Raw genomic sequence first — 19,860 nt, 5'->3', positions numbered from 1 at the left:
GGTTTCTTTTCCTTGCGCTTACGCAGTAAAAAAGTCACCAGAAGCATTTTGAGATTATTTTCTACTGTATGACCTTTCTGCAGGATGCGTCATCTTTGATTCATGGTAGTTTAGACATCCAGACGTATAAAAACAGGTAATACACCATGGCAGATAAACAACTTGAAACCAAACTCGTGCACGCAGGACGGAGTAAAAAGTACACGCTGGGCTCGGTAAATAGCGTGATCCAGCGCGCTTCTTCGCTGGTGTTTGACAGCGTTGAGGCAAAAAAGCAGGCCACGCGCAACCGTGCTAACGGTGCGCTTTTCTACGGACGTCGTGGAACCCTGACGCATTTTTCGCTGCAGGAAGCCATGTGCGAACTGGAAGGCGGCGCGGGCTGCGCGTTGTTCCCTTGCGGCGCGGCAGCCGTTGCCAACACCATCCTTGCCTTTGTGGAACAAGGCGATCATGTGTTGATGACCAATACCGCCTATGAACCCAGCCAGGACTTCTGCACCAAAATTCTCGGCAAACTAGGCGTCTCAACGGGCTGGTTTGATCCGCTGGTGGGTGCCGATATTGTGAAGCACATTCAGCCGAACACCAAAGTTGTCTTTCTGGAATCACCCGGCTCCGTCACCATGGAGGTACATGATGTGCCGGCAATTGTAGCCGCCGTCAGAAGCGTTGCGCCTGATGCAGTCATCATAATTGATAACACCTGGGCTGCCGGCGTGCTGTTCAAGGCGCTGGATTTCGGTATCGATATCTCGATTCAGGCGGGTACGAAATACCTGATTGGTCATTCCGACGGCATGGTCGGCACAGCGGTATCCAATGCCCGTTGCTGGGATCAACTGCGCGAAAATGCCTATCTGATGGGACAAATGCTCGACGCCGATACCGCCTATATGACCAGCCGTGGATTACGCACGCTGAGCGTACGCTTACGCCAGCATCATGAAAGCAGCTTAAAGGTCGCCGAGTGGCTGTCCAACCACCCACAGGTCGCCCGCGTTAATCACCCGGCGCTGCCCGGCAGTAAAGGCCATGAATTCTGGAAACGTGATTTTACCGGCAGTAGCGGGCTATTCTCCTTTGTATTGAATAAGAAGCTAAATAATGAAGAGTTAGCCGCGTATCTGGATCACTTCAGCCTGTTCAGCATGGCCTACTCCTGGGGCGGTTTTGAGTCGCTGATTCTCGCCAACCAGCCGGAGCACATTGCGGCAATCCGTCCGCAAGGCGAGGTGGACTTCAGCGGAACGCTTATCCGTTTGCATATCGGTTTAGAGAATGTTGACGATCTGATTGCCGATTTAGCCGCAGGATTTGCCCGAATCGAGTAACATTGCCATAGATGGACATATATGCAGACACTTCTGGTGGAAAAGTCTGCAATTGTTGCGTCCGGGATCAAGGCATCCCGGACAATTCAGGAGTACAATCCACACATAAACGCTGTTCCACAGGAAAGTCCATGGTAGTTATTCAAGATATTGTCTCCGCGCTCTGGCAACACGACTTTGCCGCGCTGGCGGATCCACACGTTGTGAGCGTGGTGTACTTCGTCATGTTCGCCACACTGTTTTTAGAAAATGGCCTGCTGCCCGCCTCCTTTTTACCCGGAGACAGCCTGTTATTGCTGGCTGGGGCGCTGATCGCCCAGGACGTGATGAGTTTTTTACCTACCATAGCTATTCTGACCGCCGCCGCCAGCCTGGGCTGCTGGCTCAGTTACATTCAGGGACGCTGGCTGGGCAACACACGAACGGTAAAAGGCTGGCTGGCGCAATTACCTGAAAAATATCATCAGCGCGCCACCTGCATGTTTGACCAACACGGCCTGATGGCGCTGCTGGCCGGGCGCTTCCTGGCGTTCGTACGCACCTTGCTGCCGACCATGGCGGGAATTTCAGGGTTGCCCAACCGTCGATTCCAGTTTTTTAACTGGCTGAGCGGCCTGTTGTGGGTCACCGTCGTCACCAGCTTTGGCTACGCGCTGAGCATGATCCCGTTCGTTAAACGCCATGAAGATCAGGTGATGACCTTTTTAATGATCCTACCGATTGCCCTGTTAACCGCAGGTCTGTTGGGAACCCTGTTCGTGGTGATTAAAAAAAAATACTGTAGCGCCTGAGTCGCATCCGTAGGCCGGATAATCTCCGGCATTTTGCCTTATGGCGCGCAGCTTTAAGGCCTACGGTGTAACTTTCAGACGGACAAGAAATCAACTCCCCTGCATCATCCGAATTCTGGCCGCATCTTCCCCCGGCGTCACGCCAAAGAAACGTTTGAACTCCCGACTAAACTGCGATGCGCTCTCATAGCCGACACGCATGGCTGCCGCACTGGCCTTCATCCCGTCATGAATCATCATCATCCGCGCTTTATGCAGACGATAGCTTTTAAGATATTGCAGCGGCGACGTGCTGGTCACCGCTTTAAAATTATGATGAAACGCCGACACGCTCATGTTCGCCTCTGCCGCCAGCTGCTCTACATTGAGATTTTCGGTGTATTTGGTTTCAATCCGCTTCAGCACCCGGCTTATCAAGCTGAAATGCGTCTGACGACTGACCAGCGCAAGTAACGCGCCGCCGCGCGGCCCGGTCAGCACATGGTAGAGGATCTCACGAATGATCTGTTTGCCGAGAATACGCGCATCCAGCGGGCGTTCCATCACATCCAACAGGCGCTCAGCAGCGCAGAGAATTTCGTCTGAAAGCGTCGCGGAGTTAATCCCACTGGCCGCCATAGCAGGCTGAAACAGCTCGTCTTCTCCAATGTCCATCAACAGCTCCTGCAATTGCAGGATATCGACATTCAGGTAAATTCCTGCCAACGGAACCTCCGGTGTCGCATACGTTTCACATTCAAAGGGTAAAGGTACGGTTAGCAGCAAGTATTCATTGGCGTCATAACGAAATACACGTTCATTGATATAACCAATTTTATGTCCAGAGAAGAGAAATATGATGCCTGGCTGATACATGACCGGTGTGCGCGCCGCTGGCACCGTTCCGTGCAGCAGGCGGACATCTGGCAGCAATGCACTGAGTTTATTTTCATTGTTTTTCAGCTGCTTAATTTTTTCTGTCAGCAGAAGGCAGATCTCTTCACGGTTCATAAAGCACCATTTCATCATCGGTTTGCGACTCTGACATAATGCGCAGATTTATCCGTTTTCTCCAGTAATCTGTAGAAATGGGCAAGACATCGGCAGAAATGAGCATTGAGAGCAGCGCAGCTGGCGACCACAATGTTCATCATCCGGCAGACACTCTCCTGCCCTCTTTTTTACCCACACAAGGGAACGAGCAATGAACAATTTTAATCTCCATACCCCAACCCGAATTCTGTTCGGTAAAGGCGCTATTGCAGAGCTGCGCGACCAAATCCCTCAGGATGCCCGCGTACTGATTACCTACGGCGGCGGCAGTGTGAAAAAAACCGGTGTCCTGGCACAGGTTCAGGATGCACTGAAAGGCCTGGACGTGCTGGAGTTTGGCGGTATTGAGCCAAACCCGTCTTATGAAACGCTAATGAATGCGGTAAAGCTCGTGCGTGATGAAAAAGTAACGTTCCTGCTGGCAGTGGGCGGCGGTTCGGTACTGGACGGCACCAAATTCATCGCAGCAGCGGCACAGTACGCTGACGGCATCGACCCATGGCGTATTCTGGAAACTCACGGCAACGACGTAAAAAGCGCCATCCCGATGGGCTCCGTATTAACCCTGCCCGCCACCGGTTCTGAATCTAACTCCGGCGCGGTCATCTCGCGGAAAACCACCGGCGACAAACTGGCCTTTATGACCCCGTTTGTACAACCGGTATTTGCCGTTCTGGATCCGGTTTACACCTATACCCTGCCGCCACGTCAGGTTGCGAACGGCGTTGTAGATGCCTTCGTGCATACCGTTGAGCAGTATGTAACTTATCCGGTCGACGGGAAAATTCAGGATCGCTTTGCCGAAGGCATTCTGCTTACGCTGATCGAAGAAGGTCCAAAAGCCTTGCAGGAGCCGGAAAACTACAACGTGCGTGCGAACGTGATGTGGGCGGCAACCCAGGCGCTGAATGGCCTGATTGGCGCAGGCGTACCACAGGACTGGGCAACCCATATGCTGGGCCACGAACTGACCGCGATGCATGGTCTGGATCATGCGCAAACGCTGGCCATCGTTCTGCCTGCGCTGTGGAATGAAAAACGCGATACCAAGCGTGCCAAACTGCTGCAATACGCAGAACGTATCTGGAATATCACCGAAGGTTCCGAAGACCAGCGTATCGATGCCGCCATTGCCGCTACCCGTGCTTTCTTCGAACAAATGGGCGTACCAACACGCTTGTCTGACTACGGTCTGGACGGTAGCTCCATCCCGGCGCTGCTGGAAAAACTGCAAGCGCACGGCGGTACGAAACTGGGTGAACATCAGGACATTACGCTCGACGTCAGCCGTCGGATTTACGAAGCTGCCCGCTAAGGTTTTTTAACCTCCGCCTTTCGTTTTTGGGTATTTATACCAGACTTAAGTCACACCTAACTCACCGGAGCTTGCTCCGGTGACTGTAATCCAGGGGGGAATTATGACCGGTCCAACCATTATCAAGCTACAGGATGGTAACGTCATGCCGCAACTGGGCCTGGGGGTCTGGAAGGCAAGCAACGAAGAAGTCATTACCGCTATCCATAAAGCACTGGAAGTGGGTTATCGTTCGATTGATACCGCCGCCGCATATAAAAACGAAGAAGGTGTCGGCAAAGCGATACGTAATGCCGGCGTGCCGCGGGAAGAGTTATTCATCACCACCAAGCTGTGGAATGATGATCAGAAACGCGCCCGGGAAGCCTTACTCGAAAGCATGGAGAAACTCCAGCTCGATTACCTCGATCTTTACCTGATGCACTGGCCTGTTCCGGCGATCGATCACTACGTTGAAGCGTGGGAAAACATGATCGATCTGCAAAAAGAAGGGCTGATTAAGAGCATCGGCGTGTGCAACTTTCAGATCAATCATCTCCAGCGCCTGATCGATGAAACTGGCGTTCATCCCGTGATCAACCAGATAGAACTGCACCCACTTATGCAGCAGCGCCAGCTTCATGCCTGGAACGCCACGCATAAGATCCAGACCGAATCCTGGAGTCCATTGGCGCAGGGGGGGAAAGACGTCTTCGACCAAAAGATCATCCGTGACCTCGCAGAGAAATATGGTAAATCACCAGCGCAGATTGTCATCCGCTGGCATCTGGATAACGGTCTGGTGGTTATTCCGAAATCGGTGACGCCTGCCCGTATCGCTGAAAACTTTAACGTCTGGGACTTCCGTCTGGATAAAGAAGAATTAGGCGAAATCGCGAAACTCGATCAGGGCAGACGGCTGGGACCAGACCCGGACCAGTTCGGCGGTTAATCTCTTCTCTCCGGCCCGACACTCCCGTCGGGCCTTGCTGGCAATGAAATATCAGGAAACAATTAACATACATATATTGATGTATTTCTTGCAGTCGCTGGAGCAGCATTACGCAACATAACCTGTTAATTATTCAATAAATATATTCATTCTATGAATATATTTACCACACCTATAGGTGCGTAATCGTGGCTGATAAAAAAAGTAATGGCGTCAAATGGCTCCCATTAATTCTTATAGTACTCATTTCTGCCGGTCTCTGGCAGCTTACTCCCCCCACTGGGTTAAGTGCGCCAGCCTGGCATTCGGCAATTATCTTCGTCGCCACCATCGCCTCTATTGTGGCGAAAGTCTTACCCATCGGCGCGGTCGGCATTATTGGTATTACGGTGTTCGCACTCGCCTATGCTGCCGGGGATAAAACCGCCAGCGGCGCCATCACCACGGCACTCAGCGAACTGAACAGCTCACTTATCTGGCTTATCGTCGTGGCCTTTATGATTGCCCGTGGGTTTATCAAAACCGGCCTCGGACGACGCATTGCGTTGCAGATGATCCGCCTGCTCGGCAAGCGCACGCTGGGACTCGCCTACGGTCTGGCTTTTGCCGATCTGATCCTCTCTCCCGCTATGCCGAGTAATACGGCGCGCTGCGGCGGCGTCATCTATCCGATTGCCGACTCTCTGGCGCGTAGTTTCCATTCGAACCCGGAAGATGAGTCCCGCAGTAAAATCGGCACCTTTCTTATCACCTGTATTGGCAACGTCAACGACGTGACGGCAGCACTGTTTATGACCGGCTATACCGGCAACCTGCTGGCAGTAAAACTGGCGGCCAACGCCGGGGTTACGCTGACCTGGGGCGGCTGGTTTATGGCGGCGCTGCTACCCTGTCTGGTCTCTTTGCTGCTCGTTCCGCTACTGGTCTACTGGCTGGTGCGCCCGGAAATCAAACACACGCCGGATGCCCCTAATCTCGCCCGCAAAGAGCTGGCGGAAATGGGCCGCATGTCACGCGGTGAATGGCTGATGCTGGCAACCGTCGGCGTACTGCTGGTGCTGTGGATTTTTGGCGATACGCTGGGCGTTGACGCCACCACCGCCTCGTTTGTAGGGCTGTCGATTTTATTGCTGAGCGGCGTATTGAGCTGGGAGGACGTCAAAAGTGAGAAAGGGGCATGGGATACGCTGATTTGGTTTGCCGCGCTACTGATGATGGCGAATCAGTTGAAAAAACTGGGCTTCACCACCTGGTTTGGCAATCTGATTGGCGATAGCCTGAGCAGTACTATGTACGGGACCAGTTGGGTGATCGTCCTGCTACTGCTGAACGCCGCCTATTTCTATACCCACTACTTTTTTGCCAGCGGAAATGCGCAGATTGCCGCGCTGTATGCCGTTTTCCTCGGCGTCGGGCTGCATCTGAATATTCCCGCGGCCCCCACGGCGCTAATGCTGGCCTTCACCAGCAGTTTGTACTGCTCGCTCACCCAGTACACTCATGCTCGCGGTCCAATTCTGTTTGGCGCAGGGTACGTTCCAACGGGTGTCTGGTGGCGCACAGGATTTATCATCAGCCTGTTTAACCAGGCGGTCTTTATTACCGTGGGTCTGATGTGGTGGAAGGTGTTGGGTCTGTACTAAACTGACTGCGTTCTGAGGAATACCTTACCTGCGGAGAAAAGGAATGACCTGTATTTTCTGTCAAATTGTTGAAGGCAAAGCGCCCTGCCATAAGGTATGGGAAGACGAGCACCACCTGGCTTTTCTGTCGATTTTCCCGAACACCGACGGTTTTACCGTGGTGATCCCGAAAAAGCATTACCCGAGCTATGCCTTCGATATGCCGCCGCAGGCGTTAGCGGACCTGATGCTGGCGACCCAAAAAGTGGCTAAGAAACTGGATAAGGCTTTCCCGGATGTTAGTCGTACGGGAATGTTCTTCGAAGGTTTCGGCGTAGACCATGTGCACAGTAAATTAAGTCCCATGCACGGTACTGGCGATTTAACCCACTGGAAACCGATTGAATCGCGGCAGAACAAATTTTTCGAGCAGTATGAAGGATATCTGTCGTCACACGATCATGAACGGGCTGATGACGAAAAACTGGCCGCATTAGCGGCCAGAATTCGTGAGGCATAAATACTGATCTCTTCTGCCCGATAGCGGTGCAAGCACCTTATCCGGGCAAGACAGATTAACGTCCCGCCACTTTCCCGCGTTTTTTGTTCGCGGCAGGCGTCTGACGCTGGTGCGCCACTGGCGTGTGTTTGGTCAGCGCCGGACGAGTATGACGGTTCTGGCGACGCGCTTCGCGCATCTCTTCCAGCGTAGGCGCCGGAACCAGACATTCGCGACGCCCGCCGATCAGATGCTTTTTACCCATATCTTCCAGCGCCTGGCGGATCAATGGCCAGTTGGCTGGATCGTGGTAGCGCAACAGGGCTTTATGCAGACGACGCTGCTTATCACCTTTCGGCACCACCACGTCTTCACTCTTATAACCAATTTTACCCAACGGGTTTTTCCCGGTGTAATACATGGTTGTGGAGTTCGCCAACGGCGATGGATAGAAGTTCTGCACCTGATCCAGACGGAAACGACGTTGTTTCAGCCACAGCGCCAGATTCACCATATCCTCATCACGCGTACCCGGGTGTGCGGAGATAAAATACGGGATCAGGTACTGCTCTTTACCGGCCTGTTTAGAGTAGGTATCGAACAATTCCTTGAAGCGATCGTAGCTGCCCATCCCCGGCTTCATCATCTTCGACAGCGGGCCTTCTTCAGTATGCTCTGGCGCAATCTTCAGATAGCCGCCCACGTGATGGGTAGCCAGTTCTTTGATGTAGCGTGGGTCTTCCACCGCGATGTCATAGCGCACACCGGATGCGATAAGGATCTTTTTAATGCCTTTGAGATCACGCGCCCGGCGATAGAGGTTAATTGTCGGCTCATGATTGGTATCCATGTGCGGACAAATATCCGGATAGACGCATGACAGACGACGGCAGGTTTGCTCCGCACGCGGTGACTTACAGCGCAGCATATACATGTTCGCCGTTGGGCCGCCGAGATCGGAAATCACGCCGGTAAAGCCCGGGACAGTGTCGCGAATGGCTTCGATTTCATTGATGATCGAATCTTCAGAGCGACTCTGGATGATACGGCCTTCGTGCTCTGTTATCGAACAGAACGAGCAGCCGCCAAAGCAGCCACGCATAATGTTGATCGAGAAACGGATCATCTCATAGGCCGGAATACGGCTGTCGCCATACGCCGGATGCGGTACACGCTTGTACGGTAACGCAAAGACGCTGTCCATCTCTTCGGTAGACAGCGGAATAGCTGGCGGGTTGATCCAGATGTAGCGATCGCCATGCTTTTGCATCAGCGCACGCGCGCAGCCTGGGTTAGTTTCGTGGTGCAGGATACGCGACGCATGCGCATACAGCACTTTATCGCCCTTCACTTTTTCGAAGGACGGTAGCAGCACGTAGGTTTTTTCCCACGGTTTCGGACGCGGCGGCTGCACGGTAACCGCTTTCGCTTCCTGCTTTTTCGGTGCGACAGGTTTGTTATCAGCACACGGCAGATCTTCACCGTAAGGATGCGGGATCGGGTCAATCTTGCCTGGCGTGTCGAGACGCGTAGAATCCACCCCACTCCAGCCCGGCAACGCTTCTTTAACCATAATAGCGGTGTTACGCACATCGCGGATCTGATCGATAGTTTCCCCCATCGCCAGACGATGCGCCACTTCCACCAGCGGACGTTCGCCGTTGCCGAACATCAGCATATCAGCTTTCGAATCCACCAAAACGGAGCGGCGAACGGTATCAGACCAGTAATCGTAGTGCGCGGTGCGGCGCAGGCTGGCCTCAATGCCGCCAAGAATAACCGGCACATCTTTCCATGCTTCTTTACAGCGCTGGGTATAGACCAGCGTGGCGCGGTCCGGACGTTTACCCGCCACGTTGTCCGGCGTGTAGGCATCATCATGGCGCAGTCGGCGATCGGCGGTATAACGGTTGATCATCGAGTCCATGTTGCCAGCGGTCACACCAAAGAACAGGTTCGGTTTACCCAAACGCATAAAATCGTCTTTGTTGTTCCACTCCGGCTGGGCGATAATTCCGACGCGAAAGCCCTGAGCTTCCAGCATACGGCCACAAATCGCCATACCAAAGCTTGGGTGGTCGACGTAGGCATCGCCGGTCACCAGAATGATGTCGCAGCTATCCCAGCCAAGTTGGTCCATTTCGTCACGTGACATCGGCAAAAACGGTGCCGGGCCAAAACAGGCAGCCCAGTACTGCGGCCAGGAGAAAAGGTCTCTGTCCGGTTGGATCAGGGATATTGCGCTCATAGTGCTTCCAAAAATGGTAAAAAAATAATCAAAGGCCGGGGATTATACGCTGTATGTCGGCAAGAAATGAAGTGGAGTCTGAACCAGACCAGTAGAAAGTTGTATAAATTGTTAAATTTTACGACAGCCATTTTTATCAATCATAATTAGCACCATGCCGGCCAGCTGAGATCACTCTTTTCGGCGGGGGATTTTTCATTGCGACTCAACGATTCACTCCATATTTCCCAGTTACGGGTTGTTGTTCACCTGTGCGGATTTCTGGTTCTTCTCTACAGCTTCTCCATGCTGCCGCCGATGACCATCGCTCTGTTAAATAAAGAGCGGAGCTTTTTCGCATTTTTCAGCACATTTATGACTTTCTTTACCCTTGGCGGCGGGGCGTGGCTGGCAACCAAACATGCGGGAATTCAACTGAGAACCCGGGATGGATTCGTCATTATCGTTTTGTTCTGGCTACTGTTTTCGTTTATTAGCGCAATGCCGATGTGGATGGACGATGGCTTAAATCTCTCCTTTGCCGATGCCCTGTTCGAAGGGGTTTCCGGGATTACCACCACTGGCGCAACGGTGATTGACGACGTCAGCGCCTTGCCGAAATCGTATCTTTACTATCGTGCTCAGCTCAATTTTATTGGCGGCCTGGGCGTTATTGTCCTCGCCGTGGCGGTATTACCGCTGCTGGGTATTGGCGGCATGAAACTGTATCAGTCTGAAATGCCTGGCCCCTTCAAAGAAGAACGCCTCACGCCAAGGCTTGCCGATACCGCACGTACGCTGTGGTTGACCTACGTCATTCTGGGTCTTATTTGTACTCTGGCCTACTGGGCTGCCGGGATGTCGTTTTTCGACGCCTTATGCCACGGGCTGTCGACGGTCTCTCTTGGCGGATTTTCCACTCGCAGCGAGAGCATCGGCTTTTATAACAGCCACGCTATAGAACTTGTCGCCGGACTGTTTTCACTGTTATCCGCGTTTAACTTCACCCTCTGGTACGTTGCTATTGTAAAACGTACCTTCAAGCCCTTTCGTCGTAATGCCGAGCTGCGTTTCTTTCTGCTAATTGCGCTGGTGGTCACGCTGATCGCCACCTGGCAGGTCTGGCGGGCAGGTATGTACGGGCTAACGGACAGCCTGGTGCATGCCTTTTTTCTGGCCAGCTCCATGCTGACGGATAATGGCCTGTCAACGGCGGATTACGCGCAGTGGCCCTCGCACACGATCTTCATGCTGCTTAGCGCCAGCTTCTTCGGCGGTTGTGTGGGATCGACGTGCGGGGGAATTAAAGTGCTGCGCTTTTTGATTATGTTCAAGCAGTGCCGCCAGGAGTTACACCAGCTCGCGCATCCTCGCGCCCTGCTGAACATCAAAGTGGGTAACAGCGTGGTAAGCGACAGGGTGGTGCGTTCGGTATGGAGTTTTTTCTTTCTCTACGTTTTGTTCACCAGCTTTTTTATCTGGGCGCTCAATCTGATGGGCTACGATCTCTTCTCCTCTTTCGCCACCGTCGCCGCCTGCATCAACAATATGGGGCTGGGATTTGGCGTTACCGCCACGACGTTTGGCACGTTAAATGAGGAGGCAAAGCTGCTGATGTGCGCGGCCATGATCATGGGGCGTCTGGAGATTTACCCCATACTGATCCTGTTTTCGCGCATGTTCTGGCGGGCGTAACGCAAACCCCGGCGCGTTACGGCGCCGGGTTCACCAGGATCTGACCGATCGAGCCACGATCCGCCATTTCCAGCGTCTGGCTGTTAAAGTAGAACGGGAAATGCGCCCAGGAAGGCTGACCGTAATAAACCAGTAGCTCGACCTGACCATCTACCCAAACGGTATCTTTCCAGCCTCTGTCTTCCGGGAACGGCATCGCGCCGTTCACATTACGGATCAGGAACGAGACGCCCTCAATATGGAAAGACTGCGGCATATCCGCCCGCACCGTCCAGCGCTCCCAGGTACCCTGCTGCGCGGTAATATCCATGCGGTTGACGTCCCACAACTGACCGTTGATCCCCGGATCGTCATCCAGGCTGATATCACGGCTGCGAATCGGCGAACCGCTGAGGATCTCGGTTGGCAGCAGGCGCATTGGCAGGCTGTCAGTCACCAGCGGCAGAAGGCCGGTTGGTCGCAGAGTCAGCACCAGCGTGGAGATAAGAATACTTGATGGTTCAAAAAATCCCCGGATCCTGTCGACAATGCTGGCCGCCTCGCCACAGGTAATAGAGACCTCATTACCGTTAGTCATATCCACCAGGATCTCACGACGTTCGCCTGGCGCCAGCGAGAGCTGTTTCAATGAAACAGGCGCGGGTAAAAAGCCCTGATCGCTGGAAATCACATGCAGCGCACGGCCATCACTCATTTGCAGTTGGTAACGACGCGAGTTTGACGCGTTCAGCAAACGCAAGCGTACCCAACCGCGGGAGACTTCGACATACGGACTTTGCGCCCCATTAACCAGAAGCGTATCCCCAACAAAACCGCCGCTGCCAGGTTCGCTGTATTCCGGCGTCCCAAAGTTGTCCAGACGCTTGTCCTGGATAATGATCGGAAAATCATCCACGCCGTAATGGTTCGGAATAGACAGGGATTTACTGACCTCATCTTCAACCAGCCACATCCCGGCAAGACCGTTATAGACCTGCTGGGCAGTACGATTTGGCGTATTGGCGTGATACCACAGCGTGGCGGCATTCTGGCGGATCGGCAGCACTGGCGCCCAATCCGCATTAGGGGACATCATGCGCGCCGGGCCCCCCATCAGCGGACCAGGTACCTGTAATCCGGCGACGGTCATCGAGACATTTTCTGTCAGACGATTGCTGTAAATAAGCTTGACGTCATCCCCTTTCCAGACGCGAATTGTCGGTCCCAGGTAGCGGCCGTTAATCCCCCAGACAGGCGCGCGCGTGCCTTGTGTAAAGGACCAATGCGCACGTTGCAGCGTCATAAATAACGGCTGCCCCCGACGAGACTCCAGCAGTGGAGGCACAGGTAACGGTTGTTGCTGACCGGCAGCATTAGCCTTCAGCGGAACAGCACCTGCACACAGTGCGATCCCCGATGCCTGAATGAACTGACGCCGACTGAATGACATATAAACTCCATGAAAAACTGGCGATTAACACGCAGGAAATCTTTTCCTGTAAAAAACCCGAATTGTGCGGATTAAACCTTACCGGCGGCTTCCCGCTCAGCAACTTCTTTATCGAGTTCTGCGATTTTTTGTTCCATCAGCGAGCGGCAATGCGCTGCCAGTTCACGAACCTGATCTTTACCAAAGTGGCTAATATCCACCGGCGGCAGCATCTCTACAATCGCCAGACCATTATTGAGTCGGTTTAATTTGATCTTGTTCGAGGTTGTAGAAACGCAGACTGGAATGACCGGAACGCCTGCAGCAATCGCCGCATGAAACGCGCCGGTTTTAAACGGCAGCAGACCACGGCCGCGGCTGCGCGTCCCTTCCGGGAACATCCAGATAGAAATACGACGTTTTTTGAAATGGTTCACCACGGCTGCAATGGTGCTGTGCGCTTTAGCACGGTTGTTTCTGTCGATCAACAGGTTACCGGTTAACCAGTACAGCTGCCCGAAGAACGGGATCCACAGCAGGCTTTTTTTACCCACCGTTACCGTCGGCGGCTGAACGATATTCGAAGCGGTAACCATGTCATAGTTGTTCTGATGGTTACAAATATAGATAGCATTACCATAATTCTGCGCGTCTGCCGGCATGCGGCACTCGACCTTCAGGCCATAAAGGGGAGCCAGGCGGCCAAACATATGACCGAACGTTGCAACGTGTTTTGGATTCCGTGGGCTGAACAGACAGTATATACAACCGAAAATACAGACCAGAATGCAGTAAATAACAGTAATGATTAAACGAAAAATATATAACATAACAACCTCTAAGGCCTAAGAGCCTGGCATTTTACGTCACCGGATACATAACTCTGCATCAGGTTAGGGCTTTGTTAAGGCGGCTCTCTGGAAAAGCGTATTGTTAATCGCAACGCACGAATAAACAACGGTTTTACGGGAAATTTTAACGTTGGCTCTCCCTGAGCGAAAGCAGGGAGAGCCGGGCAGTCGCGTTATTCTTCGCTGTCGCCCTGACTGGCGCGTCGAGGCGAGTCAATTTCAATGCGATCGATACGCTGTAGACCACGCATCAGCGTGCCGCGACGACCGCGTTCGCCGGTCACTTTCTGCAACTCTTCAGGACGCAGTTTAATTTTGCGTTTACCGACGTGAATAGTCAGCGTGCTTTGCGGCGGCAGCACATAGAGCAGCGCCAGGCCATCTTCGCCTTTCGCCGCTTCTGCTGAAGGGATATTGATAATCTTATTCCCTTTGCCTTTCGACAGTTGCGGCAAATCGCTCACCGGGAACATCAACATCCTACCGGCCATCGTTATCGCCAGCAGCATATCGGTTTCATCTTCAATCACCACCGGCGGCATAACGCGCGCATTTTCAGGCAGCGTAATCAATGCCTTACCCGCACGGTTACGTGCTACCAGATCGTTGAAAGTACAGACAAAACCGTAGCCCGCATCGGATGCCATCAGCAGTTTCTGATCGTCGCCTTCCATCAGCATATGCTCCACCGTCGCGCCCGGCGGCAGCGTGAGCTTACCGGTCAATGGTTCGCCCTGACCACGTGCCGACGGCAGCGTAATCGGGTCGATGGCGTAGCTGCGTCCGGTCGAGTCAACGAACACCACCGGCTGGTTGCTCTTGCCCTTCACTGCCGACTTAAAGCTGTCGCCCGCTTTATAGCTTAATCCTGGCGCATCAATGTCGTGGCCTTTGGCGCTACGCACCCAACCACTCTGAGACAATACAATGGTCACCGGCTCAGACGGCAGCATGTCGTGCTCGCTCATCGCCTTCGCTTCTTCGCGTTCCTGCAGCGGGGAGCGGCGATCGTCGCCATAGGCCTCGGCATCAGCCTGCAGCTCTTTCTTCAGCAGGTTATTCATTTTACGCTCGGAAGCGAGAATGGCCTGCAGTTGATCGCGCTCTTTCGCCAGTTCATCCTGCTCACCGCGGATTTTCATCTCTTCGAGTTTGGCAAGATGGCGCAATTTCAGCTCAAGGATAGCTTCAGCCTGCGTTTCAGAAATGCCAAACCGCGACATCAGCTCAGGCTTAGGTTCATCTTCATGACGAATAATCTCGATCACTTCGTCAATGTTGAGGAACGCCACCAGCAAACCTTCAAGGATATGCAGGCGCTTAAGCACTTTTTCCAGACGATAGTTCAGGCGACGACGCACGGTATCACGGCGGAACGCCAGCCATTCGGTGAGGATCTCCAGCAGGTTTTTCACCGCCGGGCGACCGTCGAGGCCAATCATGTTCAGGTTGATACGGTAGCTTTTTTCCAGATCGGTGGTGGCAAACAGGTGGTTCATTACCTGTTCCATATCCACGCGATTGGAGCGCGGGACAATCACCAGACGGGTCGGGTTTTCGTGATCCGATTCGTCACGCAGGTCGTCAACCATCGGCAGCTTTTTGTTGCGCATTTGAGCAGCGATCTGCTCCAGCACTTTTGCCCCGGAAACCTGATGCGGCAGCGCGGAAATCACCACCGCGCCATCTTCTTTCGTCCATACCGCGCGCATACGCACGGAGCCGCGTCCGTTTTCGTAAATCTTACGAATTTCCGCACGCGAGGTAATAATCTCGGCTTCGGTCGGGTAATCCGGCCCCTGCACGATGTCCAGCAGTTGATCGAGCGTTGTTTTCGGCTGCTCAATCAGCGTAATCGCCGCTTTGGCGACTTCTCGCAGGTTATGCGGCGGAATGTCCGTCGCCATACCAACGGCAATACCGGTCGTACCGTTCAGCAGAATATTTGGCAGACGCGCAGGCAGCATCTTTGGCTCCTGCATGGTGCCGTCGAAGTTTGGCACCCAGTCCGACGTTCCCTGACCGAGTTCACCCAGCAGGACTTCCGCATATTTAGACAAGCGGGATTCGGTATAACGCATCGCCGCGAAGGACTTGGGATCGTCCGGCGCCCCCCAGTTTCCCTGACCATCAACCAGCGGATAACGGTAAGAGAACGGCTGCGCCATCAGCACCATCGCTTCATAGCAGGCGCTGTCGCCGTGCGGGTGGTATTTACCCAGCACGTCACCGACGGTACGGGCGGATTTTTTAAATTTGGCGCTGGCATTCAGCCCCAGTTCGGACATTGCATACACAATGCGACGCTGAACGGGTTTCAAACCATCGCCAATAAATGGCAACGCCCTGTCCATGATGACGTACATGGAGTAGTTCAGATAGGCGTTTTCCGTGAATTCATGCAGCGCCAGGCGCTCTGCCATATCGCTCATTAATCGTGGTTCCTCAACTTTGTACCCCTCTATTGAAGGGCAATATTGCCGCAGATACTACCCTATCTGGCGTGTTGAGTCACAAAGAAAAGGGCCGCGAATGCGGCCCTGATGGGGATTATTTAGCAACTTTGCTAATCTGTTTCACGTCGATTTCAACGGAGTTCCAGTCTTTATCCACTTCGCCCTGGATCTCAACCACATCCTGCGGGGTTACGGTTACGCCGTTCCAGCGCTTATGGTCAATATCCACATTCACCGTGCCGGTCGCATCTTTAAACACATACAAATCGTCGGAAATACGCTCAACGATGTTCCCACGCAAAGTAACCCACGCGTCATCGCGCAGCGATTTAGCACTTGCTACCGTCGTGATGCTGCCGTTCGGGCCGACAAACCCGCCGCTTTGGCTTTGCGTGGTCGTCGTTGGCCCAGAGAAGCCGCCCTGCTGCGCTGCCAGAACAGGTGCGGAACACAGTGCCATTACGGCAACCATTGCAGCTAATTTTTTCATCGTCATGTCTCCCTTTCATGTTGGTTTACGACTATTAAATAAGTTAATCCTTAACAAGTTCTTAAGGAAAAAAAAGATTCTTTTTTGCTGTACAGATGTGGCGGCGACAAGGTTTACTGACGGCAAAGAGAGTTTTCGCAGGGAAGAATATATGCGCATTTTACTGGTTGAAGATGATACGTTGATTGGCGATGGCCTTAAAACCGGTCTGAGTAAAATGGGTTTTAGCATCGACTGGTTTACCGAAGGACGTCAGGGGAAAGAAGCACTCTACAGTGCCCCGTATGATGCGGTAATCCTCGACCTGACGCTGCCAGGCATAGACGGACGGGATATCCTGCGCGAGTGGCGAGCCAACGGGAAGCAGGAACCGGTGCTGATCCTGACCGCCCGCGACGCGCTGGCGGAACGCGTTGAAGGCTTACGCCTGGGCGCGGACGACTATCTGTGTAAACCCTTCGCGTTGATTGAAGTTGCCGCCAGGCTGGAGGCGCTGGTGCGTCGTGCCAGCGGCCAGGCCAGCAACACATTACGCCATGGCGAGGTGACGCTTGATCCCGGCGCGCTGGTCGCCACGGCGGCTGGCGAACCGTTGTCTCTTAAGCCCAAAGAGTTCGCGCTGCTGGAGCTGCTTATGCGTAACAAGGGCCGCGTCCTGCCCCGCAAACTGATTGAAGAAAAACTGTATACCTGGGACGAAAACGTCTCCAGCAATGCGGTTGAAGTACACGTCCATCACTTACGCCGTAAGCTCGGCAGCGACTTTATCCGTACCGTGCATGGCATTGGCTACACCCTGGGTGACGCATGAAACTCGCACAACGCCTCAGCCTGCGCATCAGGCTAACGCTTATCTTCATGATTTTGGTTTTAGTGACCTGGCTGATTTCCAGCTTTGTCGCGTGGAAGCAAACCACCGATAATGTGAATGAGATGTTCGACACGCAGCAAATGCTGTTCGCCAAGCGTCTGGTCACGCTGGATCTTGATGAACTCAAAGCCTCTGAACGCATCGCGCATACCCCGAAAAAATTCAAACATGGTCATATTGACGACGATGTACTGACCTTTGCGGCCTACACGCCAGAAGGGAAAATGGTTCTTCACGATGGCGACAATGGCCAATACATTCCCTACAGCTATCGCCGGGAAGGTTTTGACGATGGCTATCTGAATGGCGACAACGATAAATGGCGTTTTGTCTGGCTGACTTCCGCAGATAAAAAGTATCGAATCGTTGTCGGCCAGGAATGGGAATATCGTGAAGATATGGCTTTAGCGATTGTGACAGCACAATTGGTGCCGTGGTTGGTCGCTCTGCCGCTGATGCTGTTAATCCTGATTGTGTTGTTAAGTCTTGAACTTAAGCCGCTGAAGAAACTGGCGCAGGCGCTACGTTTACGCGACCCGGAATCAGAAGAACCGCTCAGTTTGAAAGGCATTCCTGGCGAGGTCCGCCCGTTGGTTGAATCACTCAACCAACTTTTCACCCGTATTCATACCACCATGGTGCGTGAACGGCGCTTTACTTCAGATGCCGCTCACGAGTTGCGTAGTCCATTGACGGCGCTGAAAGTGCAAACCGAAGTGGCGCAACTGTCTGACGATGACCCGCAGGCGCGGCAAAAAGCCTTAATGCAGATGCAGGCCGGGATCGATCGCGCCACGCGTCTGGTCGATCAGTTACTGACGCTTTCGCGCCTTGACTCCCTCGACAATCTTCAGGATGTGGCGGAAATCTCGCTGGAGGAGTTGCTGCAATCTTCGGTGATGGATATCTACCATTCGGCCCAGCAGGCGCATATTGACGTACGTTTGCAGATTAACGCGCACGGCATCACATGTACCGGGCAACCGCTGTTACTCAGCCTGATGGTGCGAAATCTGCTGGATAATGCGATTCGCTATAGTCCACGGGGAAGTATTGTGGAAGTGACGCTCAACGCCCGCAATTTTAGCGTCAAAGATAATGGTCCAGGTATTGCGCCGGAAGTTCTGATGCACATTGGAGAACGCTTTTATCGCCCACCGGGGCAAAGCGTGACCGGCAGCGGTCTGGGGCTGTCAATTGTCCGTCGCATCGCGACCTTACACAGAATGTCAGCCTCGTTTGGTAATGCGCCGCAAGGCGGCTTTGAAGCTAAAATCAGTTGGTAACTGCGTTATTATTGCTCAGTCAGCAAAAGACTTTGCACATTTTGCTAATTTCACCGTACCGATCATCAGCGTAGAATCGGCCTCAAACGTTATTCTTTGAGGACACAAAATGAGCAATATCCTGATTATCAACGGTGCGAAAAAATTTGGCCATTCTAATGGGCAATTGAATGACACCCTGACCGAGGTCGCGGACGGTATCCTGCGCGACCTCGGGCATGATGTTAGAGTCGTACGCGCTGACAGCGACTATGATGTGCAAGCAGAAGTGCAGAACTTCGTCTGGGCAGACGCCGTTATCTGGCAAATGCCGGGTTGGTGGATGGGCGCGCCGTGGACGGTGAAGAAATACATTGATGACGTGTTCACTGCCGGGCACGGTACGCTGTACGCCAGCGATGGGCGCACGCGTTCAGATGCGTCAAAAAAATACGGTTCCGGCGGACTGATTCAGGGCAAAAAATACATGCTGTCTCTGACCTGGAACGCGCCGATGGAAGCCTTCACGGAAAAAGATCAGTTCTTCCATGGCGTTGGGGTTGATGGCGTTTATCTCCCATTCCATAAAGCAAACCAGTTCCTGGGAATGGAAGCGCTGCCGACCTTTATCACCAATGACGTGATTAAAATGCCGGATGTCCCGCGTTATATCGCAGAATATCGCAAGCATCTGAACGAAATTTTTGGTTAACTGGTAACCTGGAATTAGAAGGAGTTAACCATGCTTACCGTTATTGCAGAAATCCGTACACGTCCAGGTCAACATCACCGCCAGGCGGTACTGGATCAGTTCGCTAAAATCGTTCCGATCGTTTTACAGGAAGAAGGTTGCCACGGCTACGCGCCGATGGTCGATCATGCTGCTGGCGTCAGTTTTCAGACTACAGCCCCGGATTCAATCGTCATGATTGAACAGTGGGAAAGCATCGCCCACCTTGAAGCGCATTTGCAGACTCCGCATATGAAAGCCTACAGCGAAGCCGTCAAAGGCGATGTGCTGGAGATGAATATTCGCATTCTGGAGTCGGGGATTTAAATTATTGTTCTGGCCG

At 53.2% G+C, this 19,860-nt stretch carries 17 protein-coding genes; 11 read left to right on the top strand and 6 right to left on the bottom strand.

The features are described from left to right. Window positions 1–146 precede the first annotated feature (146 nt). Together metC and yghB are read left to right on the top strand one after the other, a co-directional pair. Window positions 147–1,334 carry a cystathionine beta-lyase gene (gene metC / locus AC534G_RS03795; protein ID WP_038633870.1) on the top strand — a complete coding sequence of 396 codons (1,188 nt, stop codon included), beginning with the start codon at window positions 147–149 and terminating at the stop codon, window positions 1,332–1,334. Window positions 1,335–1,465: 131 nt separating this feature from the next. Next, entirely contained in the window at window positions 1,466–2,125 is a 660-nt protein-coding gene (gene yghB / locus AC534G_RS03790) for a DedA family general envelope maintenance protein YghB (RefSeq protein WP_003024510.1), read from the top strand. A gap of 90 nt (window positions 2,126–2,215) precedes the next feature. Here the strand turns inward: yghB and AC534G_RS03785 are convergent, their stop codons facing one another. Next, the gene (locus AC534G_RS03785; RefSeq protein WP_162620709.1) at window positions 2,216–3,115 is read right to left on the bottom strand and encodes an AraC family transcriptional regulator; all 900 of its coding nucleotides are present in this window, start codon (window positions 3,113–3,115) and stop codon (window positions 2,216–2,218) included. A gap of 193 nt (window positions 3,116–3,308) precedes the next feature. On the opposite strand from AC534G_RS03785, the gene yqhD reads away from it, so the two are divergent. The 4 genes from yqhD (at window position 3,309) to AC534G_RS03765 (ending at window position 7,545) form a co-directional block, all read left to right on the top strand. After that, a complete protein-coding gene (yqhD, locus tag AC534G_RS03780; RefSeq protein ID WP_038633876.1) occupies window positions 3,309–4,472 on the top strand; it encodes an alcohol dehydrogenase in 1,164 nt (387 codons plus the stop codon). A 103-nt stretch (window positions 4,473–4,575) separates the two neighbouring features. After that, the gene (dkgA, locus tag AC534G_RS03775; protein ID WP_038633879.1) at window positions 4,576–5,403 is read left to right on the top strand and encodes a 2,5-didehydrogluconate reductase DkgA; all 828 of its coding nucleotides are present in this window, start codon (window positions 4,576–4,578) and stop codon (window positions 5,401–5,403) included. Between the two features lie 188 nt (window positions 5,404–5,591). Continuing rightward, window positions 5,592–7,046: a DASS family sodium-coupled anion symporter gene (locus AC534G_RS03770; RefSeq protein WP_110496818.1), complete on the top strand. Its 1,455-nt coding sequence runs from the start codon at window positions 5,592–5,594 to the stop codon at window positions 7,044–7,046. Window positions 7,047–7,089: 43 nt separating this feature from the next. Further along, complete coding sequence (locus tag AC534G_RS03765) at window positions 7,090–7,545, top strand: HIT family protein (RefSeq protein ID WP_042310999.1); 456 nt, start codon at window positions 7,090–7,092, stop codon at window positions 7,543–7,545. Window positions 7,546–7,600: 55 nt separating this feature from the next. Here AC534G_RS03765 and AC534G_RS03760 read toward each other — a convergent pair whose 3' ends face one another. Further along, complete coding sequence (locus AC534G_RS03760; RefSeq protein WP_003024532.1) at window positions 7,601–9,772, bottom strand: YgiQ family radical SAM protein; 2,172 nt, start codon at window positions 9,770–9,772, stop codon at window positions 7,601–7,603. Between the two features lie 198 nt (window positions 9,773–9,970). On the opposite strand from AC534G_RS03760, the gene AC534G_RS03755 reads away from it, so the two are divergent. Continuing rightward, on the top strand, window positions 9,971–11,446 hold the full coding sequence (locus tag AC534G_RS03755) for a TrkH family potassium uptake protein (RefSeq protein WP_042311002.1): 1,476 nt from the start codon (window positions 9,971–9,973) through the stop codon (window positions 11,444–11,446). A gap of 16 nt (window positions 11,447–11,462) precedes the next feature. On the opposite strand, the gene ftsP is transcribed toward AC534G_RS03755, so the two are convergent. The 4 genes from ftsP to AC534G_RS03735 all read right to left on the bottom strand — a co-directional run bounded on the left by ftsP (window position 11,463) and on the right by AC534G_RS03735 (window position 16,651). After that, window positions 11,463–12,875, bottom strand: coding sequence for a cell division protein FtsP (gene ftsP / locus AC534G_RS03750; RefSeq protein ID WP_038633892.1), 1,413 nt, complete (start codon window positions 12,873–12,875; stop codon window positions 11,463–11,465). Between the two features lie 71 nt (window positions 12,876–12,946). Next, complete coding sequence (plsC, locus tag AC534G_RS03745) at window positions 12,947–13,684, bottom strand: 1-acylglycerol-3-phosphate O-acyltransferase (RefSeq protein ID WP_038633894.1); 738 nt, start codon at window positions 13,682–13,684, stop codon at window positions 12,947–12,949. A 194-nt stretch (window positions 13,685–13,878) separates the two neighbouring features. Next, window positions 13,879–16,137, bottom strand: a complete 2,259-nt coding sequence (gene parC, locus AC534G_RS03740; protein WP_087856819.1) for a DNA topoisomerase IV subunit A — start codon at window positions 16,135–16,137, stop codon at window positions 13,879–13,881. Window positions 16,138–16,255: 118 nt separating this feature from the next. Further along, window positions 16,256–16,651: a YgiW/YdeI family stress tolerance OB fold protein gene (locus AC534G_RS03735; RefSeq protein ID WP_038633899.1), complete on the bottom strand. Its 396-nt coding sequence runs from the start codon at window positions 16,649–16,651 to the stop codon at window positions 16,256–16,258. Window positions 16,652–16,802: 151 nt separating this feature from the next. Here AC534G_RS03735 and qseB point away from each other — a divergent pair, with 151 nt between their 5' ends. The 4 genes from qseB (at window position 16,803) to AC534G_RS03715 (ending at window position 19,844) form a co-directional block, all read left to right on the top strand. After that, entirely contained in the window at window positions 16,803–17,462 is a 660-nt protein-coding gene (gene qseB / locus AC534G_RS03730) for a quorum sensing response regulator transcription factor QseB (protein ID WP_032940770.1), read from the top strand. Further along, complete coding sequence (gene qseC / locus AC534G_RS03725; RefSeq protein WP_069324346.1) at window positions 17,459–18,808, top strand: quorum sensing histidine kinase QseC; 1,350 nt, start codon at window positions 17,459–17,461, stop codon at window positions 18,806–18,808. The genes qseB and qseC overlap by 4 nt, the downstream gene beginning before the upstream one ends. Before the next feature lie 109 nt (window positions 18,809–18,917). Then, window positions 18,918–19,499: an NAD(P)H-dependent oxidoreductase gene (locus tag AC534G_RS03720; RefSeq protein ID WP_006688047.1), complete on the top strand. Its 582-nt coding sequence runs from the start codon at window positions 18,918–18,920 to the stop codon at window positions 19,497–19,499. 30 nt (window positions 19,500–19,529) lie between these two features. Beyond that, on the top strand, window positions 19,530–19,844 hold the full coding sequence (locus AC534G_RS03715; protein WP_038633910.1) for a putative quinol monooxygenase: 315 nt from the start codon (window positions 19,530–19,532) through the stop codon (window positions 19,842–19,844). The last annotated feature ends 16 nt before the right edge of the window (window positions 19,845–19,860 follow it).

It is taken from the genome of Citrobacter sp. CRE-46, assembly GCF_059615875.1.
Note: the sequence above shows the minus strand (reverse complement) of the source record. Positions and strands in the feature narration are given on the sequence as shown.

Excerpts from the sequence above, each read along its gene's own strand:
- dkgA (WP_038633879.1), top strand. The coding sequence starts at position 4,576 with ATGACCGGTCCAACCATTATCAAGCTACAGGATGGTAACGTCATGCCG.
- AC534G_RS03765 (WP_042310999.1), top strand. The coding sequence starts at position 7,090 with ATGACCTGTATTTTCTGTCAAATTGTTGAAGGCAAAGCGCCCTGCCAT.
- AC534G_RS03785 (WP_162620709.1), bottom strand. The coding sequence starts at position 3,115 with ATGAACCGTGAAGAGATCTGCCTTCTGCTGACAGAAAAAATTAAGCAG.
- yqhD (WP_038633876.1), top strand. The coding sequence starts at position 3,309 with ATGAACAATTTTAATCTCCATACCCCAACCCGAATTCTGTTCGGTAAA.
- parC (WP_087856819.1), bottom strand. The coding sequence starts at position 16,137 with ATGAGCGATATGGCAGAGCGCCTGGCGCTGCATGAATTCACGGAAAAC.
- AC534G_RS03715 (WP_038633910.1), top strand. The coding sequence starts at position 19,530 with ATGCTTACCGTTATTGCAGAAATCCGTACACGTCCAGGTCAACATCAC.
- AC534G_RS03735 (WP_038633899.1), bottom strand. The coding sequence starts at position 16,651 with ATGAAAAAATTAGCTGCAATGGTTGCCGTAATGGCACTGTGTTCCGCA.
- plsC (WP_038633894.1), bottom strand. The coding sequence starts at position 13,684 with ATGTTATATATTTTTCGTTTAATCATTACTGTTATTTACTGCATTCTG.
- yghB (WP_003024510.1), top strand. The coding sequence starts at position 1,466 with ATGGTAGTTATTCAAGATATTGTCTCCGCGCTCTGGCAACACGACTTT.
- metC (WP_038633870.1), top strand. The coding sequence starts at position 147 with ATGGCAGATAAACAACTTGAAACCAAACTCGTGCACGCAGGACGGAGT.
- AC534G_RS03760 (WP_003024532.1), bottom strand. The coding sequence starts at position 9,772 with ATGAGCGCAATATCCCTGATCCAACCGGACAGAGACCTTTTCTCCTGG.
- ftsP (WP_038633892.1), bottom strand. The coding sequence starts at position 12,875 with ATGTCATTCAGTCGGCGTCAGTTCATTCAGGCATCGGGGATCGCACTG.
- qseC (WP_069324346.1), top strand. The coding sequence starts at position 17,459 with ATGAAACTCGCACAACGCCTCAGCCTGCGCATCAGGCTAACGCTTATC.
- qseB (WP_032940770.1), top strand. The coding sequence starts at position 16,803 with ATGCGCATTTTACTGGTTGAAGATGATACGTTGATTGGCGATGGCCTT.
- AC534G_RS03720 (WP_006688047.1), top strand. The coding sequence starts at position 18,918 with ATGAGCAATATCCTGATTATCAACGGTGCGAAAAAATTTGGCCATTCT.